Annotated in this window: 27 protein-coding genes, 1 tRNA gene and 2 pseudogenes; 10 read left to right on the forward strand and 20 right to left on the reverse strand. The window is 62.3% G+C overall.

The genetic code is table 11. The features are described from left to right. Positions 1-65: 65 nt before the first annotated feature. Positions 66-1,856, reverse strand: a complete 1,791-nt coding sequence (locus OEZ71_RS15105; RefSeq protein WP_263740823.1) for an ABC transporter transmembrane domain-containing protein — start codon at positions 1,854-1,856, stop codon at positions 66-68. A 264-nt stretch (positions 1,857-2,120) separates the two neighbouring features. On the opposite strand from OEZ71_RS15105, the gene OEZ71_RS15110 reads away from it, so the two are divergent. From OEZ71_RS15110 to OEZ71_RS15130, 5 genes are all read left to right on the forward strand, one after another. Then, positions 2,121-2,555 carry a universal stress protein gene (locus OEZ71_RS15110; protein WP_263740824.1) on the forward strand — a complete coding sequence of 145 codons (435 nt, stop codon included), beginning with the start codon at positions 2,121-2,123 and terminating at the stop codon, positions 2,553-2,555. 30 nt (positions 2,556-2,585) lie between these two features. Then, entirely contained in the window at positions 2,586-4,121 is a 1,536-nt protein-coding gene (locus OEZ71_RS15115; protein WP_263740825.1) for an alanine/glycine:cation symporter family protein, read from the forward strand. 145 nt (positions 4,122-4,266) lie between these two features. Continuing rightward, a complete protein-coding gene (locus tag OEZ71_RS15120; RefSeq protein ID WP_263740826.1) occupies positions 4,267-4,956 on the forward strand; it encodes a LysM peptidoglycan-binding domain-containing protein in 690 nt (229 codons plus the stop codon). 6 nt (positions 4,957-4,962) lie between these two features. Then, positions 4,963-5,376 carry a transporter substrate-binding domain-containing protein gene (locus tag OEZ71_RS15125; RefSeq protein ID WP_263740827.1) on the forward strand — a complete coding sequence of 138 codons (414 nt, stop codon included), beginning with the start codon at positions 4,963-4,965 and terminating at the stop codon, positions 5,374-5,376. A 151-nt stretch (positions 5,377-5,527) separates the two neighbouring features. Then, entirely contained in the window at positions 5,528-6,523 is a 996-nt protein-coding gene (locus OEZ71_RS15130) for a right-handed parallel beta-helix repeat-containing protein (RefSeq protein ID WP_263740828.1), read from the forward strand. Positions 6,524-6,550: 27 nt separating this feature from the next. Here the strand turns inward: OEZ71_RS15130 and OEZ71_RS15135 are convergent. After that, positions 6,551-6,624, reverse strand: a tRNA-Gly gene (locus tag OEZ71_RS15135). Between the two features lie 73 nt (positions 6,625-6,697). Here OEZ71_RS15135 and OEZ71_RS15140 point away from each other — a divergent pair. Further along, positions 6,698-6,871, forward strand: a complete 174-nt coding sequence (locus OEZ71_RS15140) for a hypothetical protein (protein WP_263740829.1) — start codon at positions 6,698-6,700, stop codon at positions 6,869-6,871. Between the two features lie 6 nt (positions 6,872-6,877). Continuing rightward, a complete protein-coding gene (locus tag OEZ71_RS15145) occupies positions 6,878-7,393 on the forward strand; it encodes an SDR family NAD(P)-dependent oxidoreductase (protein ID WP_263740830.1) in 516 nt (171 codons plus the stop codon). A 189-nt stretch (positions 7,394-7,582) separates the two neighbouring features. Here OEZ71_RS15145 and OEZ71_RS15150 read toward each other — a convergent pair. The 17 genes and pseudogenes from OEZ71_RS15150 to OEZ71_RS15230 form a co-directional block, all read right to left on the reverse strand. Continuing rightward, positions 7,583-7,975 (reverse strand): annotated as a pseudogene (locus OEZ71_RS15150) (LamB/YcsF family protein). After that, entirely contained in the window at positions 7,972-8,997 is a 1,026-nt protein-coding gene (locus OEZ71_RS15155) for a 5-oxoprolinase subunit C family protein (protein ID WP_263740831.1), read from the reverse strand. Before OEZ71_RS15155 ends, OEZ71_RS15150 begins: the two are co-directional and overlap by 4 nt. Beyond that, the gene (locus OEZ71_RS15160) at positions 8,994-9,707 is read right to left on the reverse strand and encodes a 5-oxoprolinase subunit B family protein (protein ID WP_318527846.1); all 714 of its coding nucleotides are present in this window, start codon (positions 9,705-9,707) and stop codon (positions 8,994-8,996) included. The genes OEZ71_RS15155 and OEZ71_RS15160 overlap by 4 nt, the downstream gene beginning before the upstream one ends. A gap of 44 nt (positions 9,708-9,751) precedes the next feature. Continuing rightward, a complete protein-coding gene (locus OEZ71_RS15165; RefSeq protein WP_263740833.1) occupies positions 9,752-11,035 on the reverse strand; it encodes a TRAP transporter large permease in 1,284 nt (427 codons plus the stop codon). Further along, a complete protein-coding gene (locus tag OEZ71_RS15170; protein ID WP_263740834.1) occupies positions 11,032-11,577 on the reverse strand; it encodes a TRAP transporter small permease subunit in 546 nt (181 codons plus the stop codon). The genes OEZ71_RS15165 and OEZ71_RS15170 overlap by 4 nt, the downstream gene beginning before the upstream one ends. A gap of 24 nt (positions 11,578-11,601) precedes the next feature. Then, entirely contained in the window at positions 11,602-12,636 is a 1,035-nt protein-coding gene (locus tag OEZ71_RS15175) for a TRAP transporter substrate-binding protein (protein WP_263740835.1), read from the reverse strand. A gap of 27 nt (positions 12,637-12,663) precedes the next feature. Continuing rightward, positions 12,664-13,485: a putative hydro-lyase gene (locus OEZ71_RS15180; protein WP_263740836.1), complete on the reverse strand. Its 822-nt coding sequence runs from the start codon at positions 13,483-13,485 to the stop codon at positions 12,664-12,666. Positions 13,486-13,554: 69 nt separating this feature from the next. After that, the gene (locus OEZ71_RS15185; protein ID WP_263740837.1) at positions 13,555-14,457 is read right to left on the reverse strand and encodes a LysR family transcriptional regulator; all 903 of its coding nucleotides are present in this window, start codon (positions 14,455-14,457) and stop codon (positions 13,555-13,557) included. Positions 14,458-14,592: 135 nt separating this feature from the next. After that, positions 14,593-15,362, reverse strand: a protein-coding gene (locus tag OEZ71_RS15190) for an IS5 family transposase (protein WP_263740838.1) whose coding sequence is annotated in 2 segments (ribosomal slippage) — positions 14,593-15,041 and positions 15,041-15,362 — 771 coding nt in all. Because the reading frame shifts where the segments join, the coding sequence is not laid out codon by codon here. Between the two features lie 208 nt (positions 15,363-15,570). Then, on the reverse strand, positions 15,571-16,593 hold the full coding sequence (locus OEZ71_RS15195; protein WP_263740839.1) for a histone deacetylase family protein: 1,023 nt from the start codon (positions 16,591-16,593) through the stop codon (positions 15,571-15,573). Beyond that, entirely contained in the window at positions 16,590-17,075 is a 486-nt protein-coding gene (locus tag OEZ71_RS15200; RefSeq protein ID WP_263740840.1) for a GNAT family N-acetyltransferase, read from the reverse strand. Before OEZ71_RS15200 ends, OEZ71_RS15195 begins: the two co-directional genes overlap by 4 nt. Further along, positions 17,076-18,002: a beta-keto acid cleavage family enzyme gene (locus OEZ71_RS15205; RefSeq protein ID WP_263740841.1), complete on the reverse strand. Its 927-nt coding sequence runs from the start codon at positions 18,000-18,002 to the stop codon at positions 17,076-17,078. A 4-nt stretch (positions 18,003-18,006) separates the two neighbouring features. Beyond that, positions 18,007-19,356, reverse strand: a complete 1,350-nt coding sequence (locus OEZ71_RS15210) for an aminotransferase family protein (RefSeq protein ID WP_263740842.1) — start codon at positions 19,354-19,356, stop codon at positions 18,007-18,009. Then, entirely contained in the window at positions 19,353-20,441 is a 1,089-nt protein-coding gene (locus tag OEZ71_RS15215) for an ABC transporter ATP-binding protein (protein WP_263740843.1), read from the reverse strand. The genes OEZ71_RS15210 and OEZ71_RS15215 overlap by 4 nt, the downstream gene beginning before the upstream one ends. A 65-nt stretch (positions 20,442-20,506) precedes the next feature. Further along, positions 20,507-21,649 (reverse strand): extracellular solute-binding protein, encoded by a 1,143-nt coding sequence (locus OEZ71_RS15220; protein ID WP_263740844.1) that lies wholly within the window; start codon positions 21,647-21,649, stop codon positions 20,507-20,509. Between the two features lie 36 nt (positions 21,650-21,685). Further along, positions 21,686-22,489 carry an ABC transporter permease gene (locus OEZ71_RS15225; RefSeq protein WP_263740845.1) on the reverse strand — a complete coding sequence of 268 codons (804 nt, stop codon included), beginning with the start codon at positions 22,487-22,489 and terminating at the stop codon, positions 21,686-21,688. Beyond that, entirely contained in the window at positions 22,489-23,355 is an 867-nt protein-coding gene (locus tag OEZ71_RS15230; protein ID WP_263740846.1) for an ABC transporter permease, read from the reverse strand. The genes OEZ71_RS15225 and OEZ71_RS15230 overlap by 1 nt, the downstream gene beginning before the upstream one ends. Before the next feature lie 104 nt (positions 23,356-23,459). Between OEZ71_RS15230 and OEZ71_RS15235 the strand changes: the two genes are divergently transcribed. Further along, positions 23,460-24,419 (forward strand): LysR family transcriptional regulator, encoded by a 960-nt coding sequence (locus OEZ71_RS15235; RefSeq protein WP_263740847.1) that lies wholly within the window; start codon positions 23,460-23,462, stop codon positions 24,417-24,419. A gap of 454 nt (positions 24,420-24,873) precedes the next feature. On the opposite strand, the gene OEZ71_RS15240 is transcribed toward OEZ71_RS15235, so the two are convergent. Continuing rightward, positions 24,874-25,437: a GNAT family N-acetyltransferase gene (locus OEZ71_RS15240; protein ID WP_263740883.1), complete on the reverse strand. Its 564-nt coding sequence runs from the start codon at positions 25,435-25,437 to the stop codon at positions 24,874-24,876. Between the two features lie 216 nt (positions 25,438-25,653). On the opposite strand from OEZ71_RS15240, the gene OEZ71_RS15245 reads away from it, so the two are divergent. Both OEZ71_RS15245 and OEZ71_RS15250 read left to right on the forward strand, forming a co-directional pair. Then, the gene (locus OEZ71_RS15245; RefSeq protein ID WP_263740848.1) at positions 25,654-26,007 is read left to right on the forward strand and encodes a cupin domain-containing protein; all 354 of its coding nucleotides are present in this window, start codon (positions 25,654-25,656) and stop codon (positions 26,005-26,007) included. Positions 26,008-26,142: 135 nt separating this feature from the next. Further along, positions 26,143-26,388, forward strand: a pseudogene (locus OEZ71_RS15250) (DDE-type integrase/transposase/recombinase); the annotation flags it as partial. Positions 26,389-26,458 lie beyond the last annotated feature (70 nt).

Raw genomic sequence — 26,458 nt, forward strand, 5'->3', positions numbered from 1 at the left:
ACGGCCAGGACTGCATCGCGTCAGGTTAACACTGTTATCAGGGGGAAACGAGATGTCGCGTTACGTCACTCGGCCGCCAGGCCTTCGGTGAACTGAAGCCGCGCAAGCCGCGCATAAAGGCCACCTTCGGCGACCAAAGCATCGTGGGTGCCGGTGGCGACGATCCGGCCCTGGTCGAAGACGACGATCCGGTCGGCCTTCTTCACCGTTGCCAGCCGGTGGGCGACAATAAGCGTCGTGCGGTCTTTCGACACCGCTTCGACCGCCTTCTGCACCGCCCGTTCGCTCTCCGCATCAAGGGCCGAGGTCGCCTCGTCGAGAAGCAGCACGGCCGCGTCGCGCAGAATCGCGCGGGCGATGGCGATCCGTTGTTTCTGCCCGCCCGACAGCATCACGCCGCGTTCGCCGACATAGGTGTCATAACCCTCTGGCAGAGCGGTCAGGAAATCATGCGCGGCGGCGGTGCGGGCGGCAGCTTCGACTTCTTCATTCGTCGCGTCGGGGCGGCCAAAGCGGATGTTCTCTCGTGCGGTGGCGGCAAAGATTACCGGGTCCTGCGGGACAAGAGCGAGCGCCTTGCGGAACTCGGACCGCGCCATGTCGCTCAGCGCGACGCCATCGAGCGTAATGCGGCCTTTGTAAGGATCGTAGAAGCGCAGAAGAAGCTGGATGACCGTGGTCTTGCCTGCGCCGGAAGGACCGACGAGCGCCACCGTCTCACCCGGCTTCACATGAAGGTTCATCTCCTCCAGCGCCGATTGCTCGGGCCGGGCCGGATAGTGGAAGGTCACACTGTCGAAGACAATCTCCCCCCGTGACGGGCGGGGCAGCGCCACTGGCGCCGCGGGCTCGGTCACGCTGTCGGTGACGTTCAGAAGCTCCACCAGCCGCTCGGTCGCCCCCGCCGCGCGCTGCAACTCGCCCCAGATTTCCGACAGGGCGGCGACTGACCCCGCCGCCATGATCGCATAGATGACGAACTGCACCAGTTCGCCCGGGCTCATCGCGCCCGCCCGCACATCGCGCGCGCCAATCCAGAGGACGCCGACGACCCCGGCGAAAACGAGGAAGATCACCGCCACCGTCATCGCCGCACGGGTACGGATACGGGCCTTGGCCGATATGAACGCCTCTTCGGTCACACGTGCGAATTCGGCCCGGCTTTCACGCTCATGGGTGAAGGCCTGCACGGTCTGGACGGCACCCAGGGCTTCCGATGCTGAACCGGAGGACGCCGCGATCCAGTCCTGATTTTCGCGGGAAAGTCGGCGCAGGCGGCGGCCTTGCGTGATGATCGGCACCAGCACCAGCGGCACGATCAGCAGAACCAGCCCCGTCAGCTTGGCCGATGTGAACAGCATCAGCACGATGCCCCCAAGCAGGATCAACAGATTACGAAGCGCGACCGAAACCGAGGAGCCGATCACTGATAGGATCAGCGTCGTGTCCGTCGTGATGCGGCTGACGACCTCGCCCGTCATGATCTTTTCGTAGAAAGCCGGGCTCATCCCGATGACCCGGTCGAAGACCGCCTTGCGGATATCCGCGACCACGCGTTCGCCCAGCCGCGTGACGAGGTAGTACCTTGCACCGGTTCCAAGCGCGAGCAGACCGGCAATGACCATGGCGCCCGCGAAATAGCTGTCGAGCAGTTCTGCACCCTCGCCGAACCCGTCGATCACGCGGCGCACGGCGACCGGCAGGAGAAGCGAGATCGAAGCAGTCAGCACCAGCGCAACACCCGCCCCGGCTACAAGGCCGCCATAGGGCCGAAGAAATGGCAACAGCCCCTTCAGCGCACCGACACGTTTCGATGACACGCGATCCTCTCCCTGACTATCCGTTCGCCGTGCCATATCCCCTCCGCTCCGACCCCACGGGTTTATGCGCCTGCGCGGCGCGGGGCAAGCGGCGGGGCGTCGCAGGGAGAGGGCCACCCCAGTCACGCAAGGAACGTGCGACTTTTCCTATATTGCGCAATATTCTACTGCATTATGAGAAATATTAGGCATATCTTACGAAGAAAATTGCGTCATCCTGAAAATTAGGGAGGCAATCCCATGACTATCGGGTGACACTAATCCACCCGACACAACCGGGAAACAACGAGGGAGAAGATGATGGCAAACATATTCGTTGCCGCCTATGACGGCAGTCCAGCCGGCAGGCGGGCCGTCGACCATGCCGTGGCACAGGCCAAACTGGCCGGCGCTTCGGTCGTCGTGGCCCATGTGCTGGAATGGTCACCGTATTCGTTCCTGACACCGGAAGAAATTGCCGAACGCCACAAGCGGCGGGCGGAAGAACTGAAACGCGCGGAAACGGCCGTAATGGCCCCGTTAACCGCTGAACTGTCCAAATCGGGCGTCAGCATCTCGACCGAAATCAAATACGGCCATGTCGCCGAGACGCTCTGCGACATCGCGAAGGATCATGGCGCCAGCCAGATCTTCATCGGTCGCACCGGTCATTCGACCATCGTGGAGCGGCTTTTCGGATCGGTCGCGGGTTCACTCGCCCAGATCGCACCGGTGCCCTGCACCATCGTGCCGTAACAGAACGGGGACAATCATATGAACAAGAGAATGGAAACGCGCGCCCTTGTCGGCGCTGCCGCGGCATCGCTACTGGCGGGCGCGGCGCAGGCGCAGACACTCGATGAAACTATCAACGCGACCTTTGCCAGCGCGACAGGCTGGTTCGTCAACTTCATCTTCTCCCCCTTCCCGGGGACGTCCTTCCCATGGATCGTGGCCTGGCTTGTCGTCGCGGCCTCGGTTTTCACGCTTTACTTCGGCTTCATCCAGTTCCGGGTGATCAAGCATTCGATCCAGCTTGTGAAGGGCGACTATTCCGACCCGAATGACGCGGGCGAAGTCAGCCACTTCCAGGCCCTGGCAACCGCGCTTTCGGGCACAGTCGGCCTCGGCAACATCGCTGGTGTGGCGGTCGCCATCGGCATCGGTGGACCAGGGGCGACGTTCTGGATGATCCTTGCGGGTCTTCTGGGGATGGCATCCAAGTTCACCGAATGTACGCTTGGTGTGAAGTACCGCAACGAATACCCGGACGGCACTGTCTCGGGCGGTCCGATGTATTACATTACCAAGGGATTTGCCGAACGCGGCGTTCCGGGGGGCAAGTTCCTCGCCGCGCTCTTTGCGATCTTCTGTATCCTCGGTGCCTTCGGCGGCGGCAACATGTTCCAGGCCAACCAGGCGCATCAGCAGCTCTCCGGCGTGCTGGGCGACTATCCGGGCTGGATCACCGGCGTGATCTTCGCCATCGTCGTCTTTATCGTAATCGTCGGCGGCATCAAGTCGATCGCGCAGGTCACCGAAAAGATCGTGCCCTTCATGGCGATCCTCTACTGCGGCACCGCGCTGATCATCATCCTGATGAATATTGGCAATATCGGCTGGGCCTTTGGCCAGATCTTCGCCGGTGCGTTCACCGGTCTCGGTATCGCAGGCGGTGCGGTTGGTGCGCTGATCCAGGGCTTCAAGCGGGCGGCCTTCTCGAACGAGGCGGGCGTCGGCTCAGCCGCTATTGCGCACTCGGCCGTGCGGACCAAGGAACCGATCACGGAAGGCTTCGTGTCGCTGCTTGAACCGTTTATCGACACCGTCGTGATCTGCACCATGACTGCATTGGTGATCATCTTCACCGAGCAACTGGTGACCGATCCCGCAACCGGGCTTTACGTGATGGACGAGGCCGCCGGCCGCATCGCGACCGTCGGCAACACTTCCGGCGTCAGCCTGACCTCGGCAGCGTTCGGGTCCGCCTTCTCTTGGTTCCCGTATATCCTCGTCGTGGCGGTCGTGCTCTTCGCCTTCTCGACGATGATCTCGTGGTCCTACTACGGGCTGAAGGCCTGGACCTACCTCTTCGGCGAAGGCAAGACGCAGGAACTGATCTTCAAGCTTCTGTTCTGCTTCTTCGTCATCGTCGGCGCTGCGGCAAGCCTTGGTCCGGTCATCGACTTCTCGGATGCCGCGATCTTCGCCATGGCGGTCGTGAACATCATCGGGCTCTATGTCCTGATGCCGATCGTGAAGCGCGAGGTCGAGAGCTATCTGAGCCGTCTGAAGTCGGGCGAGATCAAAAAATTCGTCTGATCTTAACGACCTGAATCCAGCAAAGCCGGGCGGCCTCCGCCCGGCTTTTTTGCCTGCAACTATTTGAAGATACGCATGACAACCCCGGGGGCGGGTGTGTTTGACATGAGTTGTGTTCCGGTCATTCGGACCTGAAGGAGAGAAATTGACGACCAAAGCCCCCCGAAGGTGCCGCGTTTGCGCTCTGGCCATCACTCAGGGTATCGCCGCGCTCATTGGCCCGGCAGCGCTCGCCCAAGAAGCCTGCACGACCTATACCGTCAAGGACGGCGACACTCTGGGTGCCATAGCCCAAACTGCCTATGGCAGCTTCGACTATCAGAACATCTTCAACGCCATCCGCGACGCCCTCGGCGCCAATCCGAATTCGGTGGAGCCGGGAACGCTCCTGAAACTGCCCTGTAGGGACGGACGCATCAGCACGGATGTGGAATTCGGCGCTGTGATCGCCGAGCAGGAGGCCATCGCCATCGATAAGGCCAACAACAGCGAATACCACCCGCCGATCCGGCTTGTGACGGCGAATGACTGGGCGCCCTTCACCGACGAGGGGATAAAGGGCAACGGCATGCTCGTGAGGCTTACCACGTCGGCGCTGAACCGGGGCGGCAATGACCGCGCCTATACCATCGACTTCATCGACGACTGGAACGCTCATCTCGACACGCTGCTGCCGTCGGGGTCCTTTGCTGTCTCCATCGCCTGGGATTTCCCGATCTGTCAGATCGTCGACTCGATGTCAGACTTCGCAAAGACCCGTTGCCGCGAATTCAACCCGACTGTGCCGATTTACGAGATGGTCTACGGCTACTACACGCTGCCCGACAGTGCATAGGCCAAAGTGAGTCGGTTGGAGGACCTTGCCGGTGCCCGCATCTGCCGCATGGATGCGTGGCCGACCTGGGACCTGGAAGAGGCAGGTCTGACCGAGCCACTGATCACGCTCATCCGGCCTCCCTTGCCTAAAGATTACATGGAGGCCGTGCTGAACGGCGAGGCCGATATCACTGGGATGGAGACTGAATCCGCCGTCGGCGCAATCCGGGAACTGGAGGCCGGGACGAAGCTCGTTCAGAACCCCGAACTCAGCCACATCATGTCTCTGCACTTCACCTCGCACAAGCCAAACCCACAAAGCCCGCTGGTTACCGCCATTTTGAACAAAGGCATTACTGAGATGCGGCGGTCAGGCGAATGGTATGACATCGTCTCCTCGGCCCTTGCCGAATTCAACGGATTGGCGCCAAAAGGGTAGTCACGCCACCGCCATTTCCCGTGGGTAACCTGTGGCGCGGCAGCCCGTTCCTCCGCGCCACAGACACATAAGATGCTCAGCCATTGGCCCCGCGGTATCATCCGGCTAGATTGAAAGCATACAGCCTTCGCTGGTGACCGGGAGTAATTGAATGGCATCCGAGATCGTGACGACCGCCGCTGATCTGATCAAACGGCTAAAACGGGCAAGCGGCGGCGAAACGATCCTTGTACAGGGTCAATTTGGCGATGTGACCCTGTCGGGACTTCGCAAGGAGAGCGGTGTTACGGTCGCTGCCGCTTCGCCGGGCGCCGCGCATTTCGAGCGCATCTGGATCGAGGGATGCGAAAACCTTACTTTAGCTGGCCTGTCCTGCTGGCCGCTTTCACCGGTGAAACACAGCCGCCGCCGCAAACACCTGATCGAGGCCGACAGGCAATCCGCCAACATCGAGGTGACGGGTTCGGTCTTTCGCGGCAGGGCTGACAGCGACAACCACACGAACTGGACGATCGACGACTGGAATGAAGCTAAGATCAGCGCGGTCTTTCTGGCCGGACCGCGCTGTGTGATCCGCAACAACGTGGCAATCGGCGTGTTTTTCGGTTTCTTCGTCGCCGGTGACCGTTCCGAGATTTTCCAGAACACAGTGTTCGGTTTTTCCGGTGACGGGCTTCGGATCACCGGCAACAATTGCGTGGCCATTGGCAACCGCGTCACCGATGGCGTCAGGATCGACGGCAATCATCCCGATGGCTTTCAGGCCTTCAGGAACAGAGGGCTCCTGAGCGGGCTCGTCATCAAGGACAATATCGTCATGGAATGGAGCATAAGGCCCGATAATCCCCTGCGGGTCAAACTACAGGGCATCTCTTTGCATGACGGTCCATACGAGAACATCGTGATCCGCGACAATTCAGTCGCGGTGTCGAGCCCGAACGGAATCCGCATTCACGGAGCACGGAATATCGAGGTCACCGGCAACCGGATCCGGCACCCGGACGGGCCTCACGGCAAGTTCCCGCAGCTTCGGATCCTCAATTGCGGCGGCACGATGATAGTCGAGGACAATCAGGCAGAAAAATTCGGTATTCCCAAGGGGATCGGACGTCGCAATCGGAAGCCGGATTATAGAACGCCGTTCTGAAGCGACGCAGATCTCTTAGCATTGGAATGGAGCGGGCGGCGGGAATCGAACCCGCGTCTCCTGCTTGGAAGGCAGGGGTCTTACCATTACACAACGCCCGCTCGGCGCGCTATGAGGTAAGCGATGTAATCTGCGGGGTCAAGTAGGCCTCGAGGGGATCCGCGGGAGGAGACAATGGACAAACCACGCGCTGTCATCATCGGAGCCGGAGACGGGCTGTCCGCGTCCCTTGCCCGGGACCTGTCCCGCGATCACGCGCTGACCCTCGCGGCCCGCAGCCGCGAAAAGATGAAGGTCGTAGCCGATGAGACCGGCGCCGAAACCGTACTACTCGACGCGACCAACTAGGCGGCGGTGAAGGCCCTGTTCGACGCCCTGCCCCAGCCGCCACGGGTCGTCATCTACAATCCCTCGATGCGCGCGCGCGGCCCGATTGCCGAGCTTGCGGTCGAAGATGTGCGACGCGCGATCGAGGTCACCGCGGTCGGCGCGTTCCTGACCGGCAAACACGCCGCGCGGCGCATGCTCGAGGCTGAGCCCGTAGCGGGCTACCGCGGCACCATATTGTTCACCGGGGCTTCCGCGGGCGTGAAGGGCTATCCGCAATCGGCACCCTTCGCGATGGGGAAGTTCGCCCAGCGCGGTTTGGCCGAAAGCATGGCCCGCGAGTTGCACCCGAAGGGCATTCACGTCGCATGGATCAACATCGACGGAATGATCCTGAACCCGGGACGGAGCGAGGCCGACGACCGGCCGGGATCGATGCTGCGGCCGGACGCCATCGCCCGCACCTATCGCCACCTGATCGAACAGGACCGCAGCGCCTGGTCCAACGAGGTCAGTGTACGACCGTGGGTGGAGACGTTCTGACTTCTTACTTCTGGATAGCCGGAGTTGCTGCCATTCGAAAGGTCGCGCTGCGCTTCATTGCAGCCTTTACACTCCGGACGTTCGGCCCAAATGTAGCGTCAGCCAATTATGCGAGCTTGAAAATACGTTAATCTGCCGTTGGTAAGGCCCACCCAAACCGTCTCGGCTCGATCGCATGTATGAGCAACGCTACGCGAACCGCCGTAGCCAAAGTAACGGCTGAAGGCGTATCACCATGGGCACAATGGTGTTTATACGTGTGGGTATGCGTTTGCCGCTTTCTGCGATGATGGCACCTTGCCGCATCATCTCGACCACCCGGCGGGCCGCTTCTTTGTGATCATGGATAACCGCACCAGGCTAGCTACGATCGACAAGCGTTGCTTCGTCATTGTAGGCCCGGTCGACGAAGATTTCATGGATGTTCACTGCCCCGGCTTCCTCGGCGGCTGCTTCCTGGGGCAAGCCCGCCAGCACCAAAATAGGGGTGCCAGGCGCGGCGGCTAGCGCGGTGTCGTTGCCCATGCGCCGGGGACCGGACCCCTCCCCCATATCTGCGTAAAGGTCGACGCTTTGTATCATTGGTCGTGCCTTTCAAGATCGTCGCCAGCGGTGACCCCGCCGATCAACTGGTAGGATAGAAGATCGGGGATCTCTTCCGGCAACCGCACCAGACGTCGAATGCGCGCCGACGGCCTTTGCCAGTCCTTCCGGGCTGCCGCTTCGATGGCCATACCCTTGTCGATGTCGACAAACTCGTAACGCAGCGTGTCGCCGGGTCGTGCCTGTGCGACCCGAGGCAGGTCGGCATGCAGGACAGTGCCGATGCGGGGATATCCGCCCGTCGTCTGGCACTCGGCCATTAGGATAAAAGGCGTGCCGTCACCGGTGATCTGGATATCGCCCGGGACGACGACCTCGGACAGTACGGAAAGCCCGACCTCGCTTTTAAACGGTGCGCCCGAGGGTAGAAACCGCACCCCCATCCGGTTGCCGCGTGTGTCGCGGCGGAAGGTCTCTGCCGCAAAGCGCGCCAGCTCGTTATCGGCAAAGAGCGGTGTCTGTGGTCCGCAGAGGACACGCACGGTGCCCCCCTCAAAGCGCGGTTCGGCGTCGATCCCGAACCCGATAACCCCGGGATCGGGATCATCGGCGACCGGCAAGGTGTCACCCGCCGCGACAGCCGAGCCGATGCCACCGGCGAGATGGGCCGACCGGGAGCCGAGACGAACGGGCGTATCAAAGCCGCCGCCCACATGCAGGTAGCCGTAGAAGCCAAGAACGGCCGGCCCGATCGACAGCTGTGCGCCCTTGGGCAAAAGGTGGCTTGCCGACCATGCAACAGCCTTGCCGTCGATCTCAGCACGCATCGGCGCCCCGGTAAGTGCGATCCGCATGTCGGCAGACGCTTCGAAAACGCCGCCGAAACCGGCCATTTCGACCGCTGCCAAGCCTGGCGACTGGCGCAGAAGGGCCGCGCCCTCGTACAACGCCAGCCGGTCCATCGCGCCGCCGCGCGACAGGCCGGATCCAAGCAGGCCCGCGCGCCCCAGATCCTGCACCGTCACACCCGGGCCGATACTGCGAACCATGAGCGCCCTCATGGCAAGGACTCCGACCGCGCGCCACCGTCCGGACCGGAGGCCTCAATGGCGGAATAGTCATTGGCCGTCACGGGTTCAAAGAGCACCTCGTCGCCGGGGCGGAGCGGGAACGGGTCCTGCGCGTCAGGCCGGAAGGCGCGGAACGCGGTCTCGCCGATATGACGCCAGCCGGTCGGGGTGGAGACCGAAAACAGCACAAGCTGCCGGATCGCGACACACAAAGCGCCGACCGGGACACGCTCGGTCAGTTGCGTCTGGCGCGGTATGTCCCATTCAGGGGACAGTTCACCGAGATAGGGCTGGCCCGGCGCGAAGCCGATCGTCTGCACCCGAAGACGCGTAGTTGCGATGGACAGTATCGCCTTGTCGGGCGCAAGACCCGCCTCCGCTGCGGCCTCGGCCAGTTGCGGCGCGCGGTCGGTGCCGAAGAGGCAGGGGATGCGCCAGAGGCGCCGGTTTTCCGGCAACGGCGCGTCAAACCAGTCGCGGTCGGCGAGAAGCGTCTCGATCTCCGCGAGCACCCGGGCACGATCCTCGAGCGCCGGATCTAGGCGCAGGTAGGTCGAGGCGAGGCTGGTCGCGGTTTCCGCCACACCGGCTATGCCGGCGCGGTCCATGGCTGCGCGGAAGGCCAGCGCGGCGCGGTTTGCCGGCTCGCCCAGCCGGTCTCCAAAGCTGACAAGTACACCATCGCTGCCAAGCGGGCTCACTCGCGGCCAGGATGGCCCGCGCGCGTCAGGACGGTCCGGGCTGGTCATTGCATCGCGTCAGGCAGGAAGAGGGCGATCCCGGGGAAGGCGATCAGCGCGGCAACCATCGCCAGCATGACGGCAATGAATGGCAATGTTCCCAACATGACCTCGCTCATCTTTCCTTTTCCGCGTGCACCCTGAACGACATACAGGTTCAGCCCAACAGGCGGCGTGATCAGCGCCATCTCGATCAGCACGATCATCAGGATGCCGAACCAGATCGGATCATAGCCCTGTTCGACCACCAGCGGCACGACGATGGGTATGGTGACAACCATCAGCGACAGCGTTTCAATAAAGAACCCGAGCACGATGTAGATCAGCACGATCACCATCATAAAGGCGAGCGGCGACAGGCCGAGCCCGCCGAGAAACTCCTGCAACTCGCGCCCGATTCCGGCCGAGGCGAGCGTGAAATTCAGAAACGACGCCCCCATGATCACGAGCATGATCATTGAGGTGATCTTGACCGTCCCGAGGATCGCCTCGACCAGCATGGCCATGCTGATACCGCCGAAAAGTGCGGCGATGCCGAAGGCGCCTGCGACGCCCACGGCGGCGGCCTCGGTTGGTGTGGCCCAGCCCTTGTAGATCGTGCCGATGATGATGCTGAAGAGAAGGATGATCGGAATCAGGTCCAGAAGCGCCCGCATCATCTGCGAGAGTGCAAAGACGCGACGCTGGCCCCCGAGAGACGGGCGAAGCATGCAGATCAGGACAGTGATCAGGATGAAGGCCAGCGCCAGCGCGATGCCGGGCACCAGCCCGGCAAGGAAGAGGCGCGGGATCGAAGTCTGGGTCAGGAAACCGTAGACGATGAGGTTGATCGACGGCGGGATCATAATGCCCAGCGTTCCGCCCGCCGCGATGGCGCCGGAGAAAAGCTTCGGGTCGTAGCCGAGTTTTTCGGCCTGCGGCATCGCCACCGTGGCGACTGTGGCCGCGGTCGCGACCGACGATCCAGACGTGGCCGAGAACATGGTCGCGGTTGCGATATTGGCGTGTACGAGCCCGCCCGGCAGCCAGCTGACCCAGCGGTCAAGCGCTTCGTAGGTTCGCGTCGCGATGCCGGATCGCACGAGGATTTCGCCCAGCATCACGAAGAACGGGATTGCGATCAGCGTGGAGTTCTCCGAGGTCGACCAGACCAGATTGCCGAGCCCCTTGGTCAGCGGAAAGGGGCTGAAGAAGAGGTCGATGCCGAAGCCGAGGAGGAAGAGCACGATGCCGACCGGGATCGACAGACACAGGAGCCCCAGAAGGCCGATGGTGAGATAATAAATCATTTCAGCGCGTCCAGTTCGCCGAAGGTCCCGATCGTCGCCTCTGATGCTGCGAAGTCGCGCCGCATGACCATCGTCATTGCCGCGATGAAGGTCAGCCACGAGACCACCGCGAACCATGCCCAGCCCAGCAGCCACGGCGTCTGAACCAGTGCCAATGGCGTCTCAAGCGGGGTATTCGCGCGTGAGCTGTTGGCCAGCGACCGCGCCAGGACCGGCCAGCCCTGCACCGCGATCAACGTCACCGTAACCGACAGGGTAAGCAATGACAGAAGGTCGAACATCGCGCGGCCGCGGCTTGCGACGCGGCTGCGCAACAGGTCGATGCGGACATGACCAAGCTCGATCAACGTGAAGGCCATGCCCCATGAGGTGGCGATGGCCATCACGTAGCCGCTGATCTCATCAGTCCCGCCAAGAGAGGAGCCGAGCTGACGCAGTACGATGTCGGCCAGTACGAAGGCCACGCAGGCCAGAAGCAGGACCCCGACAAGGATCGCGACCCCGCGGTTTATCCGCCGTAGTCCGGACAACACCGTCTGCATCTTCGTTCCTCCCCCTGTCGGAAATCAGCCGCCGATCGAGACGCCGACGACCTGGCCGACCGACGCGTTCCACCGTTCTGCCCAGTCGCCGCCGGCACGTTCAGCCCAGTCGGGCAGCACCTTGGTGACCAGAACCTCACGGGCCTTGGCGAAATCGGCATCCGACACCTCGACAAGCGTCATCGACCGCGCATCGCCCGAGGCGCAAGCGCCATTGCCGGTCAGGCAGGCGACATCATTGTCGAGCGCGCCCTGCGCGGCGGCCCAGGCGGGCGCCTCGAAATCGGTCGCAATCTTGTCGGTGATCAGCGCCTGGGTTTCTGCGTCAAGGCTCGACCACTTGTCGCTGTTGATTGCGGTCACGACACTGTCCCAGCCGCCGAGCGGAATCGGCAGAAGATGGGTCGAGACCTCCCACCAGCCCGCGGAATAACCCGATCCGGCACCGGTGATAGCGCAGTCCACGACACCCTTCTGAAGCGCGCCGGGAACCTCGGAAAAGGCGACGTTCACACCCTCAGCGCCAAGCGCCTCGAGGAACAGCGTCGTCATCCGCCCAGATCCCCGCACCTTCTTGCCGGCAAGATCGTCAAGCCCGTTGATCTCGGCGTTGCAGAAAACGACCTGCGGCGGATAGGGCGCAATTGCCAGAACATGGCTGTTGAAGCGGGCGTTGTAGATGTCCTCGACCATCGGCCGTGCGGCATCGACCATCGCGCGTGCCTCGTCGGCGGTCAGGGCCACGAGCGGCACGTCGAGCCCTTCCAGTTCAGGCGCGTCGGCCACCGCGTAGTCCGCGACGGTCATGGCGACGTCATAAACACCATCGCCGAGCAGGCGGTACACGTCTCCGACGCCGAGATTCATCTGATTATGCGTTGTCAGCGCCACGTTGATCTCGCCACCCGAGGCCGCGGGCAATGTTTCACTCCAGAAGGGTGCCTCGAAGTCATTGTGCAGCGGCAGGCTCGACCAGCTGCCGACGACGGACAGGTCCTCGGCCAGCGCAGGCGCCGCAAGAATTGTGGATGCCGCAAGCATTGTCAGGGTGTGTTTCATTGTCTTCCTCCTCGTCGGGTTCATTGTCTATCGGTTTGAAGCAGTGAGAATGGGGATTTCGACATCCTCGGGTACGTCGGTGATCAGCATGTGGCCGGGGGTATGCGTGATGCAGAGCGGCACGCCTGCAGCCTCGATCGCGACCTGGGGCGTGACACCACAGGCCCAGAAGACCGGCACCTGCCCCTCTGCAACCGGGGCCGGATCGCCCCAATCCGGCCGACCGATTTCAGAAATGCCGATCGCAGCGGGATCGCCTATGTGAACCGGGCCGCCATGGGCCAGCGGGAAACGCCGCGATACGGCGACGACGGTATCGACCGCGCCCGCATCGATGCTGCGCATGGACACCACCATTTTGCCGCCGAAGGGGCCAGCCGGAACCGTGTCGATGTTCGAACGGAACATCGGCACAGTCGTATCATTATCGATATGCCAGACCGGAATGCCGGCCTCCTGCAGCGCCCGCTCGAAGGTGAATGAGCAGCCAAGCGCAAAGGCGACCATGTCGTTCGACCAGATGTCACGAATGTCCGACCGGCGTTCGGCAAGCCGGCCGTCGCGATAGACGTTGTAGCTGGGCACATCCGTCCGGATGTCTATGTCCCGGCCAAGCGTGAACAGGGCTGGATTGCCGGTATCCGAGACACCGACCAGCGGACACGGTTTCGGATTGCGCTGGCAAAAGCGCATGAAGTCGAGCGCGAAAGCCTCGGGCAGGATCGCGAGGTTGGTCTGAAGATACCCCGCCCCAAGCCCGGCTGTATGCGATCCATACCGGTTGGCGCGGATCGCGGCCCTGACCGCGCCGACATCCTTGCCGCGAAGCTCGCGATACAACTGCACCATGATTGGCCCTCCTTCCGGAAGGCTGCCATCATAAAATCATAAATTCAAATTCATAATTTGATACTATCATCATAAATATTGTTTATGATCTGCGAACTCGAAGGCGACGTCACGCGCCAGCCGCGCAGCCGTTTCACACAGGGTCCGGCGCGGTTCTGCCAAATAGGTGGCGGTAAAGTTCAACGGACTTGGAACCCAGCCCGGGTCGAATTCCTTGATCGTGCCGCGGGCTACGTAATCGCTGCCCAGCGCGCGCGGCAAGGCGGCCACGCCGAGATCGGCCTCCACCAGTCGGAAGCAGGTCGATAGCGACGACGAGGGAAACATCGCCACATCCGGCCCGACGCGTTCCAGAAGAAGTTCGCGCAATTCCCGGTAGGGCCGGGTCTGTCGAGCATATGTCAGCACCGGACGCTTGAGGTAATCGACGGGAACATCGCAATGCGGCGCTGTCGCCGAGACGTACCAGGCCAGGTCAAAACCGGGCAGTTCTACATTCTCAACGGTGTATTCCGAGATCGGCCCGAGCAGGACCGCCAGATCGAGCGCGCGGTCCAGGAGCGCCGCTCTCAGGTTGGTCGAAATGTCCACGTTGAACTCGATCTCGAGCCGCGGATGCCGTTCGTGCAGCCGCGCGATCAGTTCCGGCAGCCAGCACTGGGCAATAGTCTCGGACACACCGATACGCAGACGGCCCTCCAACGCGTCCGGCGCCACGATATCGCGGGTCATCAGGTCGTGTAGGCTTTCGAATTTCTCGGCATATTTCAGCAGGAGCTCGCCCCGCTCGGTTAACCGCATGCCTCCGGTCCCGCGGCTGAAGAGCGCCGATCCAATGGTCTGTTCGAGATTCCTGATCCGCGCGGTCACGGCAGGCTGCGTCAATCGAAGCGCATCGGCGGCCTTGCCGACACCACCAAGCCGCGCGACATGAAGAAAAGCGTTCAGCTGATCGAGGCCAATTCCATTCATGGAAAGAGCTTTGCACCATTTACTGCAAGCGGTCAGCAGATTTCGTCGGATGACACTTTGGCGCCGCAACGCTTCGACATCATATGTTTGGTCTGCTGCGCACCAACACCACTTAGGCTCCAGACTCATTGATCGTCAAAGCCAGAACATGACGGTGGCAGCAAGGGCGACAGCGGAGAGGAAGGTCTTTGCGCATCTGTCGTCGTGGGTTGCGACCCTGCGCCAGTCTTTCAGCCGCCCGAACATGCTCTTTATCCGGTTGCGCCGTTTGTAGCGGCGTTTGTCGTAACCGACGGCTTTGCCGCGAGACTTCCGGCCGGGAATGCAGGGGCTTATCCCCTTGTCGGTCAGCGCTTTCCGGAACCAGTCAGCGTCATAGCCCCGGTCCGCGATCAACCATTCGGCAGCAGGCAAGCTGCCCAGCAGGGCGGCGGCTCCGGTGTAATCGTTTACCTCGCCTGCGGTCATGAAGAACTTCAGCGGACGCCCCTTCGCATCGGTGGCAGCGTGCAGCTTGGCGTTCAGCCCGCCCTTCGTCCGACTGATCAGACGCCCGCGCTGATCGTCGGATCCTCCTTTTTCGCCTGCTGGCTGGAAGCCGTGCGACGCGCCTTAAAATAGGTCGCGCCGATCGTGATGGCCCTCTGCTCGGTGCCCTCGGAAGCCAGCCCCTCCATCATCCTGGCGAAAACCCCCATGTCGCCCCACCGTTTCCAGCGGTTGTAGAGCATCTTCGGCGGGCCATTTCCCCGGGGCGCGTCACACCACCGCAATCCATTGCGATTGATACAGATTATCCCGCTCAGAACATGTCGGTCCTCGACACGCGGCTTGCCATGACTCTCTAGAAACAAGGGCTTCTGACGCTCCATCCGCTGATCGGTCAGCAAGAATAGGTCGCTCATCATCACCCCCGTCAGTTCGGGAGCATGAATTACGCAGGCCGGACGGCCGCAACCCGATTAATGGGTCCTGAACCTAAAGTGTCATCCGATTCAGCCGAACCGTAGGTCACTTGAAGGCATTCCTCTTATTCATCTTGATAACCGCACGAGTGGCCAGGGTTGTGCATCTGTTGGACGCGAGTCGTCATGCAGAAGTCGACGTGTGGCGTCACGCGCGCTGACAGCCGCTCAGAAAACTCGTCAAGTTCGCACCAAGGTCGCGCTGAAGATAACCACCTTCCTGCACGATCAGGGTTGGAGTTCCGAGGTTCAGGATAGCTTCAGCTATGCGCGCGAATCCGTCGGTCGTAACCTTGAAGCCCTGAAAAGGATCGTTCTCGTGCGCGTCAAGGCCGAGAGCGAGGACGATGACATCGGCGCCGAACATCTGGATTCGCCGGAGCGCTATGCCGAGCGCATCGAGATAGCCCGCGTTATCGGTTCCTCTCGGCAGCGGAATGTTGAGGTTGTAGCCCAATCCCTCACCGATGCCGCGTTCATCTGCGTGCCCCCAGAAGAACGGGTAGAACCGGATCGGATCGGCATGGATGGAGACCGTCAGAACGTCTCGGCGATGATAGAAGATGCCTTGCGTCCCGTTGCCGTGATGGACATCGACATCGAGGATCGCGGGGCGGAGACCGGCCTTGAGGAAGGCCTCCGCCGCGATGGCGGAATTGTTGAGAAAGCAGAAGCCCCCGGCGAGATCGCCGAAGGCGTGGTGACCGGGCGGGCGCGAGAGCGCATAAACCGCGCGGTCGCCCGCCATCACCGCGTCCGCGCCCGATAGCGCGGTCTGGGCCGACCAGTAGGCGGCCTCCCAGGTCCCGGCCGAGATCGGGCAGGACGTATCGGCCTGATGGAAGCCGGCCTGACCCACCGCCGAACGCGGATAGGAGGCGGTGCGGCGGTCAGGATGGATGTTCGGGATCACCTCGTCCGAGGCGCCCTCGATCCGGCTCCAGCGCTCATGGATCGTCTCAAGGAACACGAGGTATTCCGGCGAATGGAGCGCCGCTATCGGGCCGATCCCGTGATCGGTCGGCGCCTCGAATTTGCAGCCTGCGGCCTCCGCGCCCGCCCGCAGGACCTCGATCCGCTCCGGCTGCTCGGGATTGGGCAGGCGGGTGCCGTTGGCCATGAACATCTTGGGGTCATGGACCCGCTGCCTGTCGTCCAGAACCGCCTTCATGCCGTGCCTCCAATATCGCCCAGTGCCGCGTCGGCAATGATCATCCCGACCTCGCCCGATCTCGCCTCAAATCCCATCCGTTCATAGAATGCCACGGCGCGCGGATTGTCGGCATAGACGGCGAGCCGGATGAACCCGCAACCGGCGCGCGCCGCCGCGTCGTCCCGCACCGCCGCCAGAAGCCGCGGGCCGAGCCGCGCCCCGCGCACCGAGGGCGCGACCCAGAGGTCGGAGACGAAGACCCCGGCCGAGGCCCGCGTCGTCGAGTAGATCGGCGAGAAGACCGCAGCTCCGACGACGACGTCGCCCCGCATTGCGATGACCGCGCGGAAGGCCGGATCCGGGCCAAACCCCGCCGCCGCGATATCGGCATCCGTGGCTCCGTGGCGGTCGCCGAGATCGTCCGACAAAGCCCTGAGTGCAGCGCTCAGACGCACGGCATCCGCCGCCTCCGCCAGCCGGATCGTGATCCCCACCGCCATTCAGAACCCCACCGCGCCGACGCCCTTGAGACCAAGCAGATCGCGCGCTTCGTCCGGCGTTGCGACAGTTCGCCCAAACCCCTCGACGAGCGCACGGACCGTCTCTACCTGTTCGGCATTCGAGCGGGCCAGGACACCCTTTGAGATGTAAAGGTTGTCCTCCAGCCCGACGCGCACATGCCCGCCCATCGCGGCAGATTTCTCGGCCATCGCCATCTGCTGGCGCCCCGCCGCCAGAACCGAGAAAGCATAGTCGTCGCCGAAGAGACGGTCGGCAGTTGCCTTGAGATGGTCGAGATGTTCGGGTTCCGCCGCGATGCCGCCAAGGACACCCATCACGAACTGGATGAAGATCGGTCCATCGACCAGCCCGCGGTCGGCGAAGTGACGCAGCATGTAGAGATGGCCAACATCGTAGCATTCAAACTCGAACCGCGCACCGCGCTCCTGTCCCATCTGCCGCAGGACGCCCTCGATATCGCGGGGGGTATTCTTGAAGACGAGGTCGTCGGAATTGCGCAGGAACGGCTCTTCCCAGTCATGCAGCCACACGGTGCGCTTGCCCAGCATCGGGTAGAGCGCGAAGTTCATCGTCCCCATGTTGAGCGAGCACATTTCCGGGCGCAGCTTCAAGGGGGCTGCCAGCCGCTCCTCCAGACTCATAACCGCGCTGCCCCCGGTCGTTAGGTTGACCACGGCGTCGCACCCGGCGCCGATGGCAGGCAGGAAGCCCATGTAGTGATCCAGCGATGAGGATGGTCGCCCATTCGCCGGATCGCGGGCATGCAGATGAAGGATCGCCGCGCCGGCCTTCGCCGCGCCGATTGCCTGCTCGGCAATCTGCTCGGCGGTTACGGGCAGATGGGGCGACATTGAGGGTGTGTGGATGGAACCGGTGACCGCGCAGGTTATGATGATCTTCGACATGGGGTCAGGCGCTTCGCCGCAGCGCAGGTTCGACACGTTCGGCAAAACGGTCGAGCGCGGCAGTCAGCATTTCCATGAGTTCGTCGATCTGTGCCGCGGTTGTGATCATCGGCGGGCAAACGAGGAAATGGTCGCCCTCGACCCCATCGCGGGTGCGGCGGGAATAAATGATCAGTCCCTGTTCGTAGGCCAGTTCCACGAGTTCGCTATGCGCATTCAGTTCTTTTGGCAGCGGGCGCATGGACTGGCGATCAGATACGAGTTCGAAGGCGAGCAGCAGGCCCCTGCCGCGCACGTCGCCGATGAAGGCGTAACGCTGCATCAGGTCGTTCAGACGGGATTTGAGCAGGTCGCCCGAACGCGTGGCATTCTCCATCATGCCGCCCGCTTCGATCTCTTCCAGAACCGCGAGTCCGGCGGCACAGGCGAGCGGATTGCCGGCATAGGTGTGGCCATGCATGAACCCGCCCGATTGCAGAACCGGCTCAACCAGCCGGTCATGCGCGATCATCGCGCCCAATGGCGCATAGCCCGCGCCGAAGCCCTTGGAAATCGCGATGATGTCCGGGGCCACGCCCCAGTGATCCGCGCCAAGGAACCGTCCGGTGCGGCCGCCACCCGACATGACCTCGTCATGGATCAAAAGCACGCCATGACGATCGCAGATCTCGCGCACCGCCTGCATGTATCCGGCGGGTGGCACCAGCGCGCCTGTCGAGGCGCCGCCTACCGGTTCATGGATGAAGGCGAGGACCGTATCGGGACCTTCCTCGATGATCTTCCGTTCCAGCATCTCGGCATAGTGATTGCCCGTCGCCGGATCGTCGATGTCCAGCCCGTCAAGATAGGCGCGTGGCGCCGGGATCTTGGGCATCGGTTGCATCATCGGCTCGAACGGGCGGGTCAGAGGGTTGTACCCCGTCAGCGCCAGCGCGCCGAGCGTCGAGCCGTGATAGGACGGTGTGCGCGAGATCACCTTCCATCGCGAATTCTGCCCCACCGTCACCGCGTATTGCCGCGCGAGCTTGATCGCACTTTCCACTGCCTCGGAACCACCCGAAACGAAGAACACCTTTTCCATACCCTCCGGCGTCAGCCCCGCGACTTTCGCGGCCAGTTTCTCGCCAGGCTCGGTCTCGAAATGCAGGCGGTAGCCGAAGGTGGATTTCTCCATCTGCCGCCGCATCGCGTCGAGCACGCGCGGGTTGGAATGGCCGATATTAGACACCATCGCCCCGGACGAGCCGTCGATATAGCGCTTGCCGTCGACATCCCACATGTAGATGCCGCGCGCCTCGGCAAGAACCGGCCTTCGGCTGTCAGTCTGGTAGAAAAGATGGCTTTTCGTGGTCATTCGCGGGTCTCCGGCGGCAGGGCGGCGCAATCCTTGGCCCGGAAGCTTACCGAGACATCGGCCCCGGCGGGAAGAGGGCGTTCATCGATCATGTTGATCGCCTGTAACTGGTGTTGGCCCGCGCGCAGAAAGTAGCGCGCCGACTGACCCTGATAATCCACTGCCTCGACCTTGGCGTCGATGCTGTAGGCCCCATTCGACACTGGGCCCGGTGGCCGGACCTGCAACTTCTCGGCGCGGATCACGAGCTTCGCTGGCCCCGCCCCGGCGATGCGCGGCGCGCGGTCGCGGGGGATGGCGAGCGTCGGAAAGTCAGGCAGTGTCAGGCCGACTTCGTCGCCGTTCACGCCCGTGGATTCGGCTGCGAGAACATTCGACGCGCCAAGGAAATTGGCAACGAATTCGGAGGCGGGCGTGTTGTAGACCTCTTCCGGCGCACCCATCTGCTCAACCCGGCCTTCAGACATCACGATTATGCGGTCGGACATCGCCAGCGCTTCGGTCTGGTCGTGGGTGACAAAGACAGTTGTCACGCCAATGCGCTGCTGGATGTTCTTGAGTTCGACCCGCATATCCTCGCGCAGATTGGCGTCGAGCGCGGAAAGCGGTTCGTCGAGCAACAGAACATCCGGCTCGATCACAATGGCGCGGGCCAGAGCCACCCGCTGCTGCTGCCCCCCGGACAGCTCCTTGGGGTAGCGTGCGCCAAGATTGGGCAATTGGACAAGCTCCAGCGCCTTCGCGACCCTACCCTCGATCTCGGATTTGGGGACGTCGCGGTATCGAAGCCCGAAGGCCACGTTGTCGGCCACCGTCTTGTGCGGAAAGAGCGCGTAGTTCTGGAACACCAGACCCAGATTACGGCGGTGAATCGGCAGGTCGTTCACCCTCCGCCCGCCAATGGATATATCGCCCTCGGTCGGATCAAGCAGCCCCGCGATCATCCTGAGTGTCGTCGTCTTTCCGCAGCCCGACGGGCCGAGCAGGGTCACGAAGCTGCCTTGCGGGATTTCAAGCGACATGCGGTGAACGGCAGTGAAGGTGCCGAAGCGCTTGACGATGTCGGTCAGGGTAACAGCACTCACGGGGCCAGATCCTATCGGTCAGGTTGCCCGGCCCGCCTGTTGACGGGCCGGGGCAGGGTTTCGCGTCAATAGCCGCGCTGGACGCGGGCGAAGGTCTCGGACCACTCGGCCTCGTTGCCGTTCCAGTAACCCGGATCAGCGAAGGTCAGCCCTTCGAGCGTGCCGGTCGGGTCGAAGGCCGGCAGCGTGGGGATCTTCTTGCCCAGATCCACCTTGGTCGGGTCGAGTGCGGGCGGATAGTTCTGCCCCTCCGCCACTGCGATCGAGGTTTCGACGTCGAGCATGAAGTTAAGCAACTCCTCGCAGGCCTCCATCGGGCTGCCCTTGATAACGAAGAGGCATTCCTGCCAGCCGAAACCTTTCGGCGGGTCGTAATAGCCGATGTCGTGGCCCTGCTCTTGCAACGCAAAGACGCGGCCGGACCAGGCTTCGGTGACGTGGATTTCCTCCTCGGCCAGAAGGCTCATCAATTCCGCGCCCGAGGCCCAGTATTTCAGTGCAAGATCGCGGTGCTGCCGGACGGCGTCCCAGACGGCTTCGATATCTGTAATGCCGTTCGGGTCCTGATCGGTCTGAAGCGCGCCGTACCAGACACGGGTGCGCCAATCGCTCCAGCCACCGATCTTGCCCTTGTGGGCTGCGTCGATCAGGATCTTCGCACCTTTCTCCTTCATCTCCTCGTCCGAAATGTACTTGCGGTTATACGCAAGCCCTGTCGAGCCGTAGTCGTAAGGCGCGGCGCTGAGACTGTCGGGTGTGACCGAACTGAAAGCATTGATCAGCGCGGGCATGACGTTCGCCATGTTAGGGATGTTGTCGAGGTTCAACGCGCTCGTAAGATCGAACGAATGATAGCGGGCATAATCGAAGACGCCGGAAAGATGGGCGATATTGTATTCGCCGGGCTGCGAGGCGCGGACCTGCGCGAGGTATTCATCGCCGCCGGGGAAGGTGCCGTCGACCACGGTGACGCCGGTTTTTTCAGTATAGGGATCGAACGCGTATTTGCGGAACGCCTCGGAGACGACGCCGCCCCAACCGTCAAACCGTACCTGCGTTACATCCTGAGCCATCGCGTATTTTGCGAATGGCGTCTGAAGCCCATAGGCGGCACCAGCCGCGCCGATCAGACCAAAGAACTTGCGGCGGGAAATGTCCCCGTTCCGGTAGCGCTCGCGCAGTCTTTCGTAGCGTGTCGTATTGTCCATTGTCAGCCTCCTTGCTGTGTTGCGTATCCGGGCGGTTCATCCGCCCCTTCTGTTTCCGAGGTATCGGGCGATGCCGGCCCCGACCAACGGCAGCCCGACGGTCATCACGATCATGACCGTGCCGAGCGCATTGATCTCGGGCGAGATGGAGTTGCGCAGCATCGAGAAGATTTGCGTCGGCACCGTTTCAACGCCGCCGGGTTTCCAGAAAAGCGTGCCGGTGATGTCGTCGAAACTGATGGTGAAAGCGAAGAGCGCGCCGGCTGCCACGGCAGGCATGAGCAGCGGCAGCGTCACCGCGAAGAAGGTCTGGCGCGGGGTCGCGCCAAGGCTCATCGCAGCCTCCTCGACATCGCGGCGGATCGAGACGAGCCGTGCCTGGACGACGAGGATCACGAAGGGCAGCGTGAAGATCACATGCCCCATCAGAAGTAGGAAGAAACTCTTGTTGATGTTGAGAAAATTCAGGAACAGCAGTAGCGCCACGGCCAGCACGACCTCGGGCACGAGGATCGGCGCGATCAGCAGCGTCGTGATCATGTCCCGCCCCGGCACCTTGTAGCGCACGAGCGCGAGCGCGGCGAGGACGCCGAGCGTCGTCGAGACGATCGCTGTCATGAGGCCGAGAACGATCGAGGTGCGGAAGGCCCGTACCACGGCATCATTTTCCCAAAGAGCCTGGAACCAGCGCAAGGAAAAGCCCGTCATCGGGAAGCTGCCGAACTGGCTGGCATTGAACGACAGCAGCACCACGACTGCGACCGGCAGAAACATGAAGAGGTAGACAAGCACCGTGTAGGCGCGGATGAGGGACCATCCCCAGTTCCTGTTGCCAGCCATCAGCCCAACCCCTTCGCAAGCTGCGCCATGCCGAGATAGCGGTTGTAGATGAGGACAAGCGCACCGAGGACCGCGAGAAGCGCGAGCGACAGCGCCGAGCCGAGCGGCCAGTTAAGCTGACGGATGATCGCCTCGAAGACGAGGTTGGCGAACATCGCGTCGCGCGGGCCGCCAAGGATTACCGGCGTGATATAGGTGCCCGCGCCGAGCACAAAGCAGAGAAGCCCGCCAGCCGCCAGACCTGGCAGCGACAAGGGCAGCGTCACCTGAAGGAAGCTCTGCCAGCGCGTCGCGCCGAGTGAATTCGCGGCATCCTCAAGGTTGATGTCGATGCCCTCCAGGCTCACATAGACATTCAGCACCATGAACGGCAGCAGGAAGTGCACGAGGCCGAGGATCACCGTCGCCTCGTTGTAAAGCATCTGGACCGGTTCCGAGATGATGCCGAGTGCCAGCAGCGCCGAATTCAGCGCCCCCGAGATGCCGAGGATGTTGATCCAGCTCATCGTCCGGATGATGTAGCTGATCCAGAACGGCAGCATCAGCAGGACAAGCAGGATGAGCTTATTGCCGCGCGACCGGGCGATGAAATAGGCGGCCGGATAGCCCAACAGCGCACAGAACACCGTGGTTATCCCGGCAATTTTGAGCGTGTTCAGCAGGATGTCGCGGTAGAATCTGTCGGTCAGAACATTCTGCCAGTTGTCCAGATGGAAGCCGGGCGTATCCGCGCCTGCGGCACTTCGCAGCCAGAAGGAATAGACCACGATGAAGAGAAGCGGCACGATCAGCAGCAACGTCACTGCCGTCAGTGCCGGGGACAGAAGTATCCATGGCTGCCGTCTCTCTCGTGACTCGATGGTCATCGCAACCAGCTTTCCCGATGCTGCTCCCTCTGCAGGGTGAGGCTGCAGGGCGTCATAAATCAAATAGATAATTGAAATTCTCAATATTGATGTAGTCTATGGCCATGACTCGACTCACCCCTGCCGAGCGCCTTGCGCGCGACCTGGACTGGAATCTCCTGCGCACCTTCCTCGTTCTGGCCCAATCTCGGTCCGTCACCGATGCCGCAGAGCGGTTGGGACTGAAGCAGCCGACCGTCTCAAGCGCGCTGAAGCGCTTGGAGGACCGGTTGGGCAAGCGTCTGATCAACCGCGGTCCCGGCGGGTTCGAACTGACGGCGGCGGGCCGGCTTCTGCATGCAGAGGCCACAGACATCCATGGCGCCATCATCCGGCTTGGCACGGTCATGCGCGATGTCGATGACGAGGTTCGCGGACATGTTTCGATCGCGATGGCCAGCCACGTTGTCTGCCCGCTCTTCGATGCCGCGCTGACCGAATTTCATACCGCCCATCCCGCCGCCACGCTTTCCATCGACGCCATGGCCAGCCGCGAGGCGTTGGAGGCGGTCACCTCGCGCCGTGCCTCCTTCGCGGTATGTCTGGTGAACGAACACAAGCCGGGGCTCGAATACCGGCGGCTGTTCCGCGAGTATTTCGGCCTTTTCTGCGGCCCGACGCATCCACTTTATGGCCGCGCCGGTCTCGCGACGGCCGATCTGGCGGGTCAGTCATCGGTGAGCTTCGTGACCGACCAGATGAACGACGCGCTGCGCGCCGTCACGATGATGCGCAGCGAGGCGCGGCTCGATGACCGCATCGTCGGCACTTCGGCCAACCTTGAGGAAGTCCGTCGTATGATCGTCGCCGGGCTGGGCATCGGCCCCTTGCCCCTCCACGTCGTGCGGGAGGATGTCGACATGGGACGGCTCTGGCGATTGCCGCCTTACGAGTCGCCGCCGGCAATCGACGTTCACGTAGTCTGGAACCCCCGGACCCGAGCGAACCGGGCGGAGCGGGCAGTTTTGACGGGGCTGCTGGAGCGTATCGACGCGACGCCCATGACAGAGCGGATTTACACGTAGGCTTGGTGGTGACACCCGACGCACAAGTTGCACATTGGCGCGGATAGCCAGCGAGCTTACAGTCGATGACGTTGTGAGTCTGTTGCGGCGCGGGCCCAAACTACAAAATCAAAAAAATTCACGACGCTGCCGCTGCCGCAATCGAGGACCGCGTACAGATATTTGTCTCCTAGGTGGATTGAGAGAGTTTGCGGCGGGACGCCCGGTCAGGCGTCGGTATGAGCCCGTCATCCGACATTTTGGATCAAACGAGTTCTGCTTTCCCGTGAGATCGTCGCGTGCGCGGTCTGTACTTACCATTGCTTTCCTCTCAGCACGTCGGATGTCGATGTCCCTCCGGAACGCCTTCCCGTGTTCAGTCCGGCAATGCACAAAATCGTAGCTCCAGATGTGATCGCGATGCTCAGGCCCCAGCTGCACCACCCGAGTTACCTTTAAAGTACGCGGCTCAATCCTAATGCGGCCTAACGTCGTCGAACGACGTGGCTCCGACGGTCTTTGTGAACAAGATCCAATCGCTTGCGTCAACATCCCAGTCACCCTTGATGACCGGACGGCGGGCGATCTGCCGGTAACCCTTCGCCGCATAGAGGCGAAGCGCTTCATAATGCGTGTCTTCGGCGATCAGACTGATGGTATCGTGACCGCCAGCGACCGCGATTGTTTCGGCATGCGCCAGCAACGCGCTGCCCACCCCCTTGCCGCGAAAGGCCTCATAAGTGGCCAAAACGTTCAGATACCACGCCCCTGGCGCCAGTGCTTCCAGTTCCAGCAGCGGCACGAAGATCGGTGGTGTTTCCGGGGCGATCGGGCCAGGTTCCGCGTCGGCGGCATAGCCAAGCAGGCATGCGGCGATCACGCCGTCGATCTCTGCCAGCCAAGCGTTGCGATAGGAGAAGTTCCCCGTTTCACGGGCCGCGCGTTCCTCACCAAGCGCCCACGGATCACCCCCGGGACCGACCGTTTTTTGCCAGAAATGCAGCGGCAGGTTGTCCGCCGCCATGTTGATGAAGCGCACCAAATGCGGGGCATCCGATGCTCTGGCCTTACGAATATCCATACTCACTATCCGTCCCTGCCGCGTCCTTTCGCGCGCTTAAGTCTTTGACTGATTTCGTGCCCGCTTGCCAGCAACTTCGGTGATCGCGCGCCCGCGCAGATCATCCGGCTTGCGCGACACATGGGCGCCACCTACCAAGGACGATATCCAACGAGATGCCACATGAGGACAGATATGAGCGATTCGGTTTTCCGCTTCCCCGAAACGGGCCCGGAGCCCATCACCACCGACCTGGAGGGTTGGGTCAAGACCGAGGGCAATCCGACAATGCGCTATTGGGTGCAGCACACCTCGCAAGATGGCAGCATGATTTCCGGCACTTGGGAGGCGACCACCGGCACCTGGCACGCGAGCTACCAGTTCTACGAGTTCGTTCACCTGATCGAGGGCCGCATCACCATAACGCCTGACGCTGGCACCCCTGTCACGCTAATGCCGGGCGACGCCTTCGTGGTCGAACCGACGTTCAAGGGCACCTGGACTATCGAGGAACCGGTACGCAAGCATTTCGCTATCAAGCTCAAGTAGCCCCGCCGCTTCTCCGTTGACCCGTCCGCGGCACCGACGACGGGCAGCCGCACCTCTACGGGCGAGCCCGAGTGACCGCTCTTCGGCTACTCCTTCTCAGATCTCAGATTGATCAGCCCCACCTAAGTGGCCCTGAACCACGTCCGGCGATACGACTTCGCGCATTGCCGGACCGACGGTGGCAAGGCATTCCGGACGCTGGACATCCTCGACGAACTCAGCCGAAAATGCCTGGCGATCAAGGTCGAACGCAGGCATAACGCCACCAGCGTAATCGATGCGCTCACCGACCTGTTCATCCTCCGCGTCCCACCCACCTACATCCGGTCGGACAACGGCCCTGAGTTCGTCGCCCAGGCGGTACGGGACTGGAGCACCGCCGGATCGGGCGATTTGCCCGCCTCGATCAGACGTTTGCCGATCATGTAGGCGCGGGCATCGTTCATCGCGT

Origin of the sequence: Albidovulum litorale (assembly GCF_025751495.1) — a bacterium.
Classification (GTDB): domain Bacteria; phylum Pseudomonadota; class Alphaproteobacteria; order Rhodobacterales; family Rhodobacteraceae; genus Albidovulum; species Albidovulum litorale.

Excerpts from the sequence above, each read along its gene's own strand:
- OEZ71_RS15105 (WP_263740823.1), bottom strand. The coding sequence starts at position 1,856 with ATGGCACGGCGAACGGATAGTCAGGGAGAGGATCGCGTGTCATCGAAA.
- OEZ71_RS15110 (WP_263740824.1), top strand. The coding sequence starts at position 2,121 with ATGGCAAACATATTCGTTGCCGCCTATGACGGCAGTCCAGCCGGCAGG.
- OEZ71_RS15115 (WP_263740825.1), top strand. The coding sequence starts at position 2,586 with ATGGAAACGCGCGCCCTTGTCGGCGCTGCCGCGGCATCGCTACTGGCG.
- OEZ71_RS15130 (WP_263740828.1), top strand. The coding sequence starts at position 5,528 with ATGGCATCCGAGATCGTGACGACCGCCGCTGATCTGATCAAACGGCTA.
- OEZ71_RS15140 (WP_263740829.1), top strand. The coding sequence starts at position 6,698 with ATGGACAAACCACGCGCTGTCATCATCGGAGCCGGAGACGGGCTGTCC.
- OEZ71_RS15155 (WP_263740831.1), bottom strand. The coding sequence starts at position 8,997 with ATGAGGGCGCTCATGGTTCGCAGTATCGGCCCGGGTGTGACGGTGCAG.
- OEZ71_RS15165 (WP_263740833.1), bottom strand. The coding sequence starts at position 11,035 with ATGATTTATTATCTCACCATCGGCCTTCTGGGGCTCCTGTGTCTGTCG.
- OEZ71_RS15170 (WP_263740834.1), bottom strand. The coding sequence starts at position 11,577 with ATGCAGACGGTGTTGTCCGGACTACGGCGGATAAACCGCGGGGTCGCG.
- OEZ71_RS15175 (WP_263740835.1), bottom strand. The coding sequence starts at position 12,636 with ATGAAACACACCCTGACAATGCTTGCGGCATCCACAATTCTTGCGGCG.
- OEZ71_RS15180 (WP_263740836.1), bottom strand. The coding sequence starts at position 13,485 with ATGGTGCAGTTGTATCGCGAGCTTCGCGGCAAGGATGTCGGCGCGGTC.
- OEZ71_RS15185 (WP_263740837.1), bottom strand. The coding sequence starts at position 14,457 with ATGAATGGAATTGGCCTCGATCAGCTGAACGCTTTTCTTCATGTCGCG.
- OEZ71_RS15195 (WP_263740839.1), bottom strand. The coding sequence starts at position 16,593 with ATGAAGGCGGTTCTGGACGACAGGCAGCGGGTCCATGACCCCAAGATG.
- OEZ71_RS15200 (WP_263740840.1), bottom strand. The coding sequence starts at position 17,075 with ATGGCGGTGGGGATCACGATCCGGCTGGCGGAGGCGGCGGATGCCGTG.
- OEZ71_RS15205 (WP_263740841.1), bottom strand. The coding sequence starts at position 18,002 with ATGTCGAAGATCATCATAACCTGCGCGGTCACCGGTTCCATCCACACA.
- OEZ71_RS15210 (WP_263740842.1), bottom strand. The coding sequence starts at position 19,356 with ATGACCACGAAAAGCCATCTTTTCTACCAGACTGACAGCCGAAGGCCG.
- OEZ71_RS15220 (WP_263740844.1), bottom strand. The coding sequence starts at position 21,649 with ATGGACAATACGACACGCTACGAAAGACTGCGCGAGCGCTACCGGAAC.
- OEZ71_RS15225 (WP_263740845.1), bottom strand. The coding sequence starts at position 22,489 with ATGGCTGGCAACAGGAACTGGGGATGGTCCCTCATCCGCGCCTACACG.
- OEZ71_RS15230 (WP_263740846.1), bottom strand. The coding sequence starts at position 23,355 with ATGACCATCGAGTCACGAGAGAGACGGCAGCCATGGATACTTCTGTCC.
- OEZ71_RS15235 (WP_263740847.1), top strand. The coding sequence starts at position 23,460 with ATGACTCGACTCACCCCTGCCGAGCGCCTTGCGCGCGACCTGGACTGG.
- OEZ71_RS15245 (WP_263740848.1), top strand. The coding sequence starts at position 25,654 with ATGAGCGATTCGGTTTTCCGCTTCCCCGAAACGGGCCCGGAGCCCATC.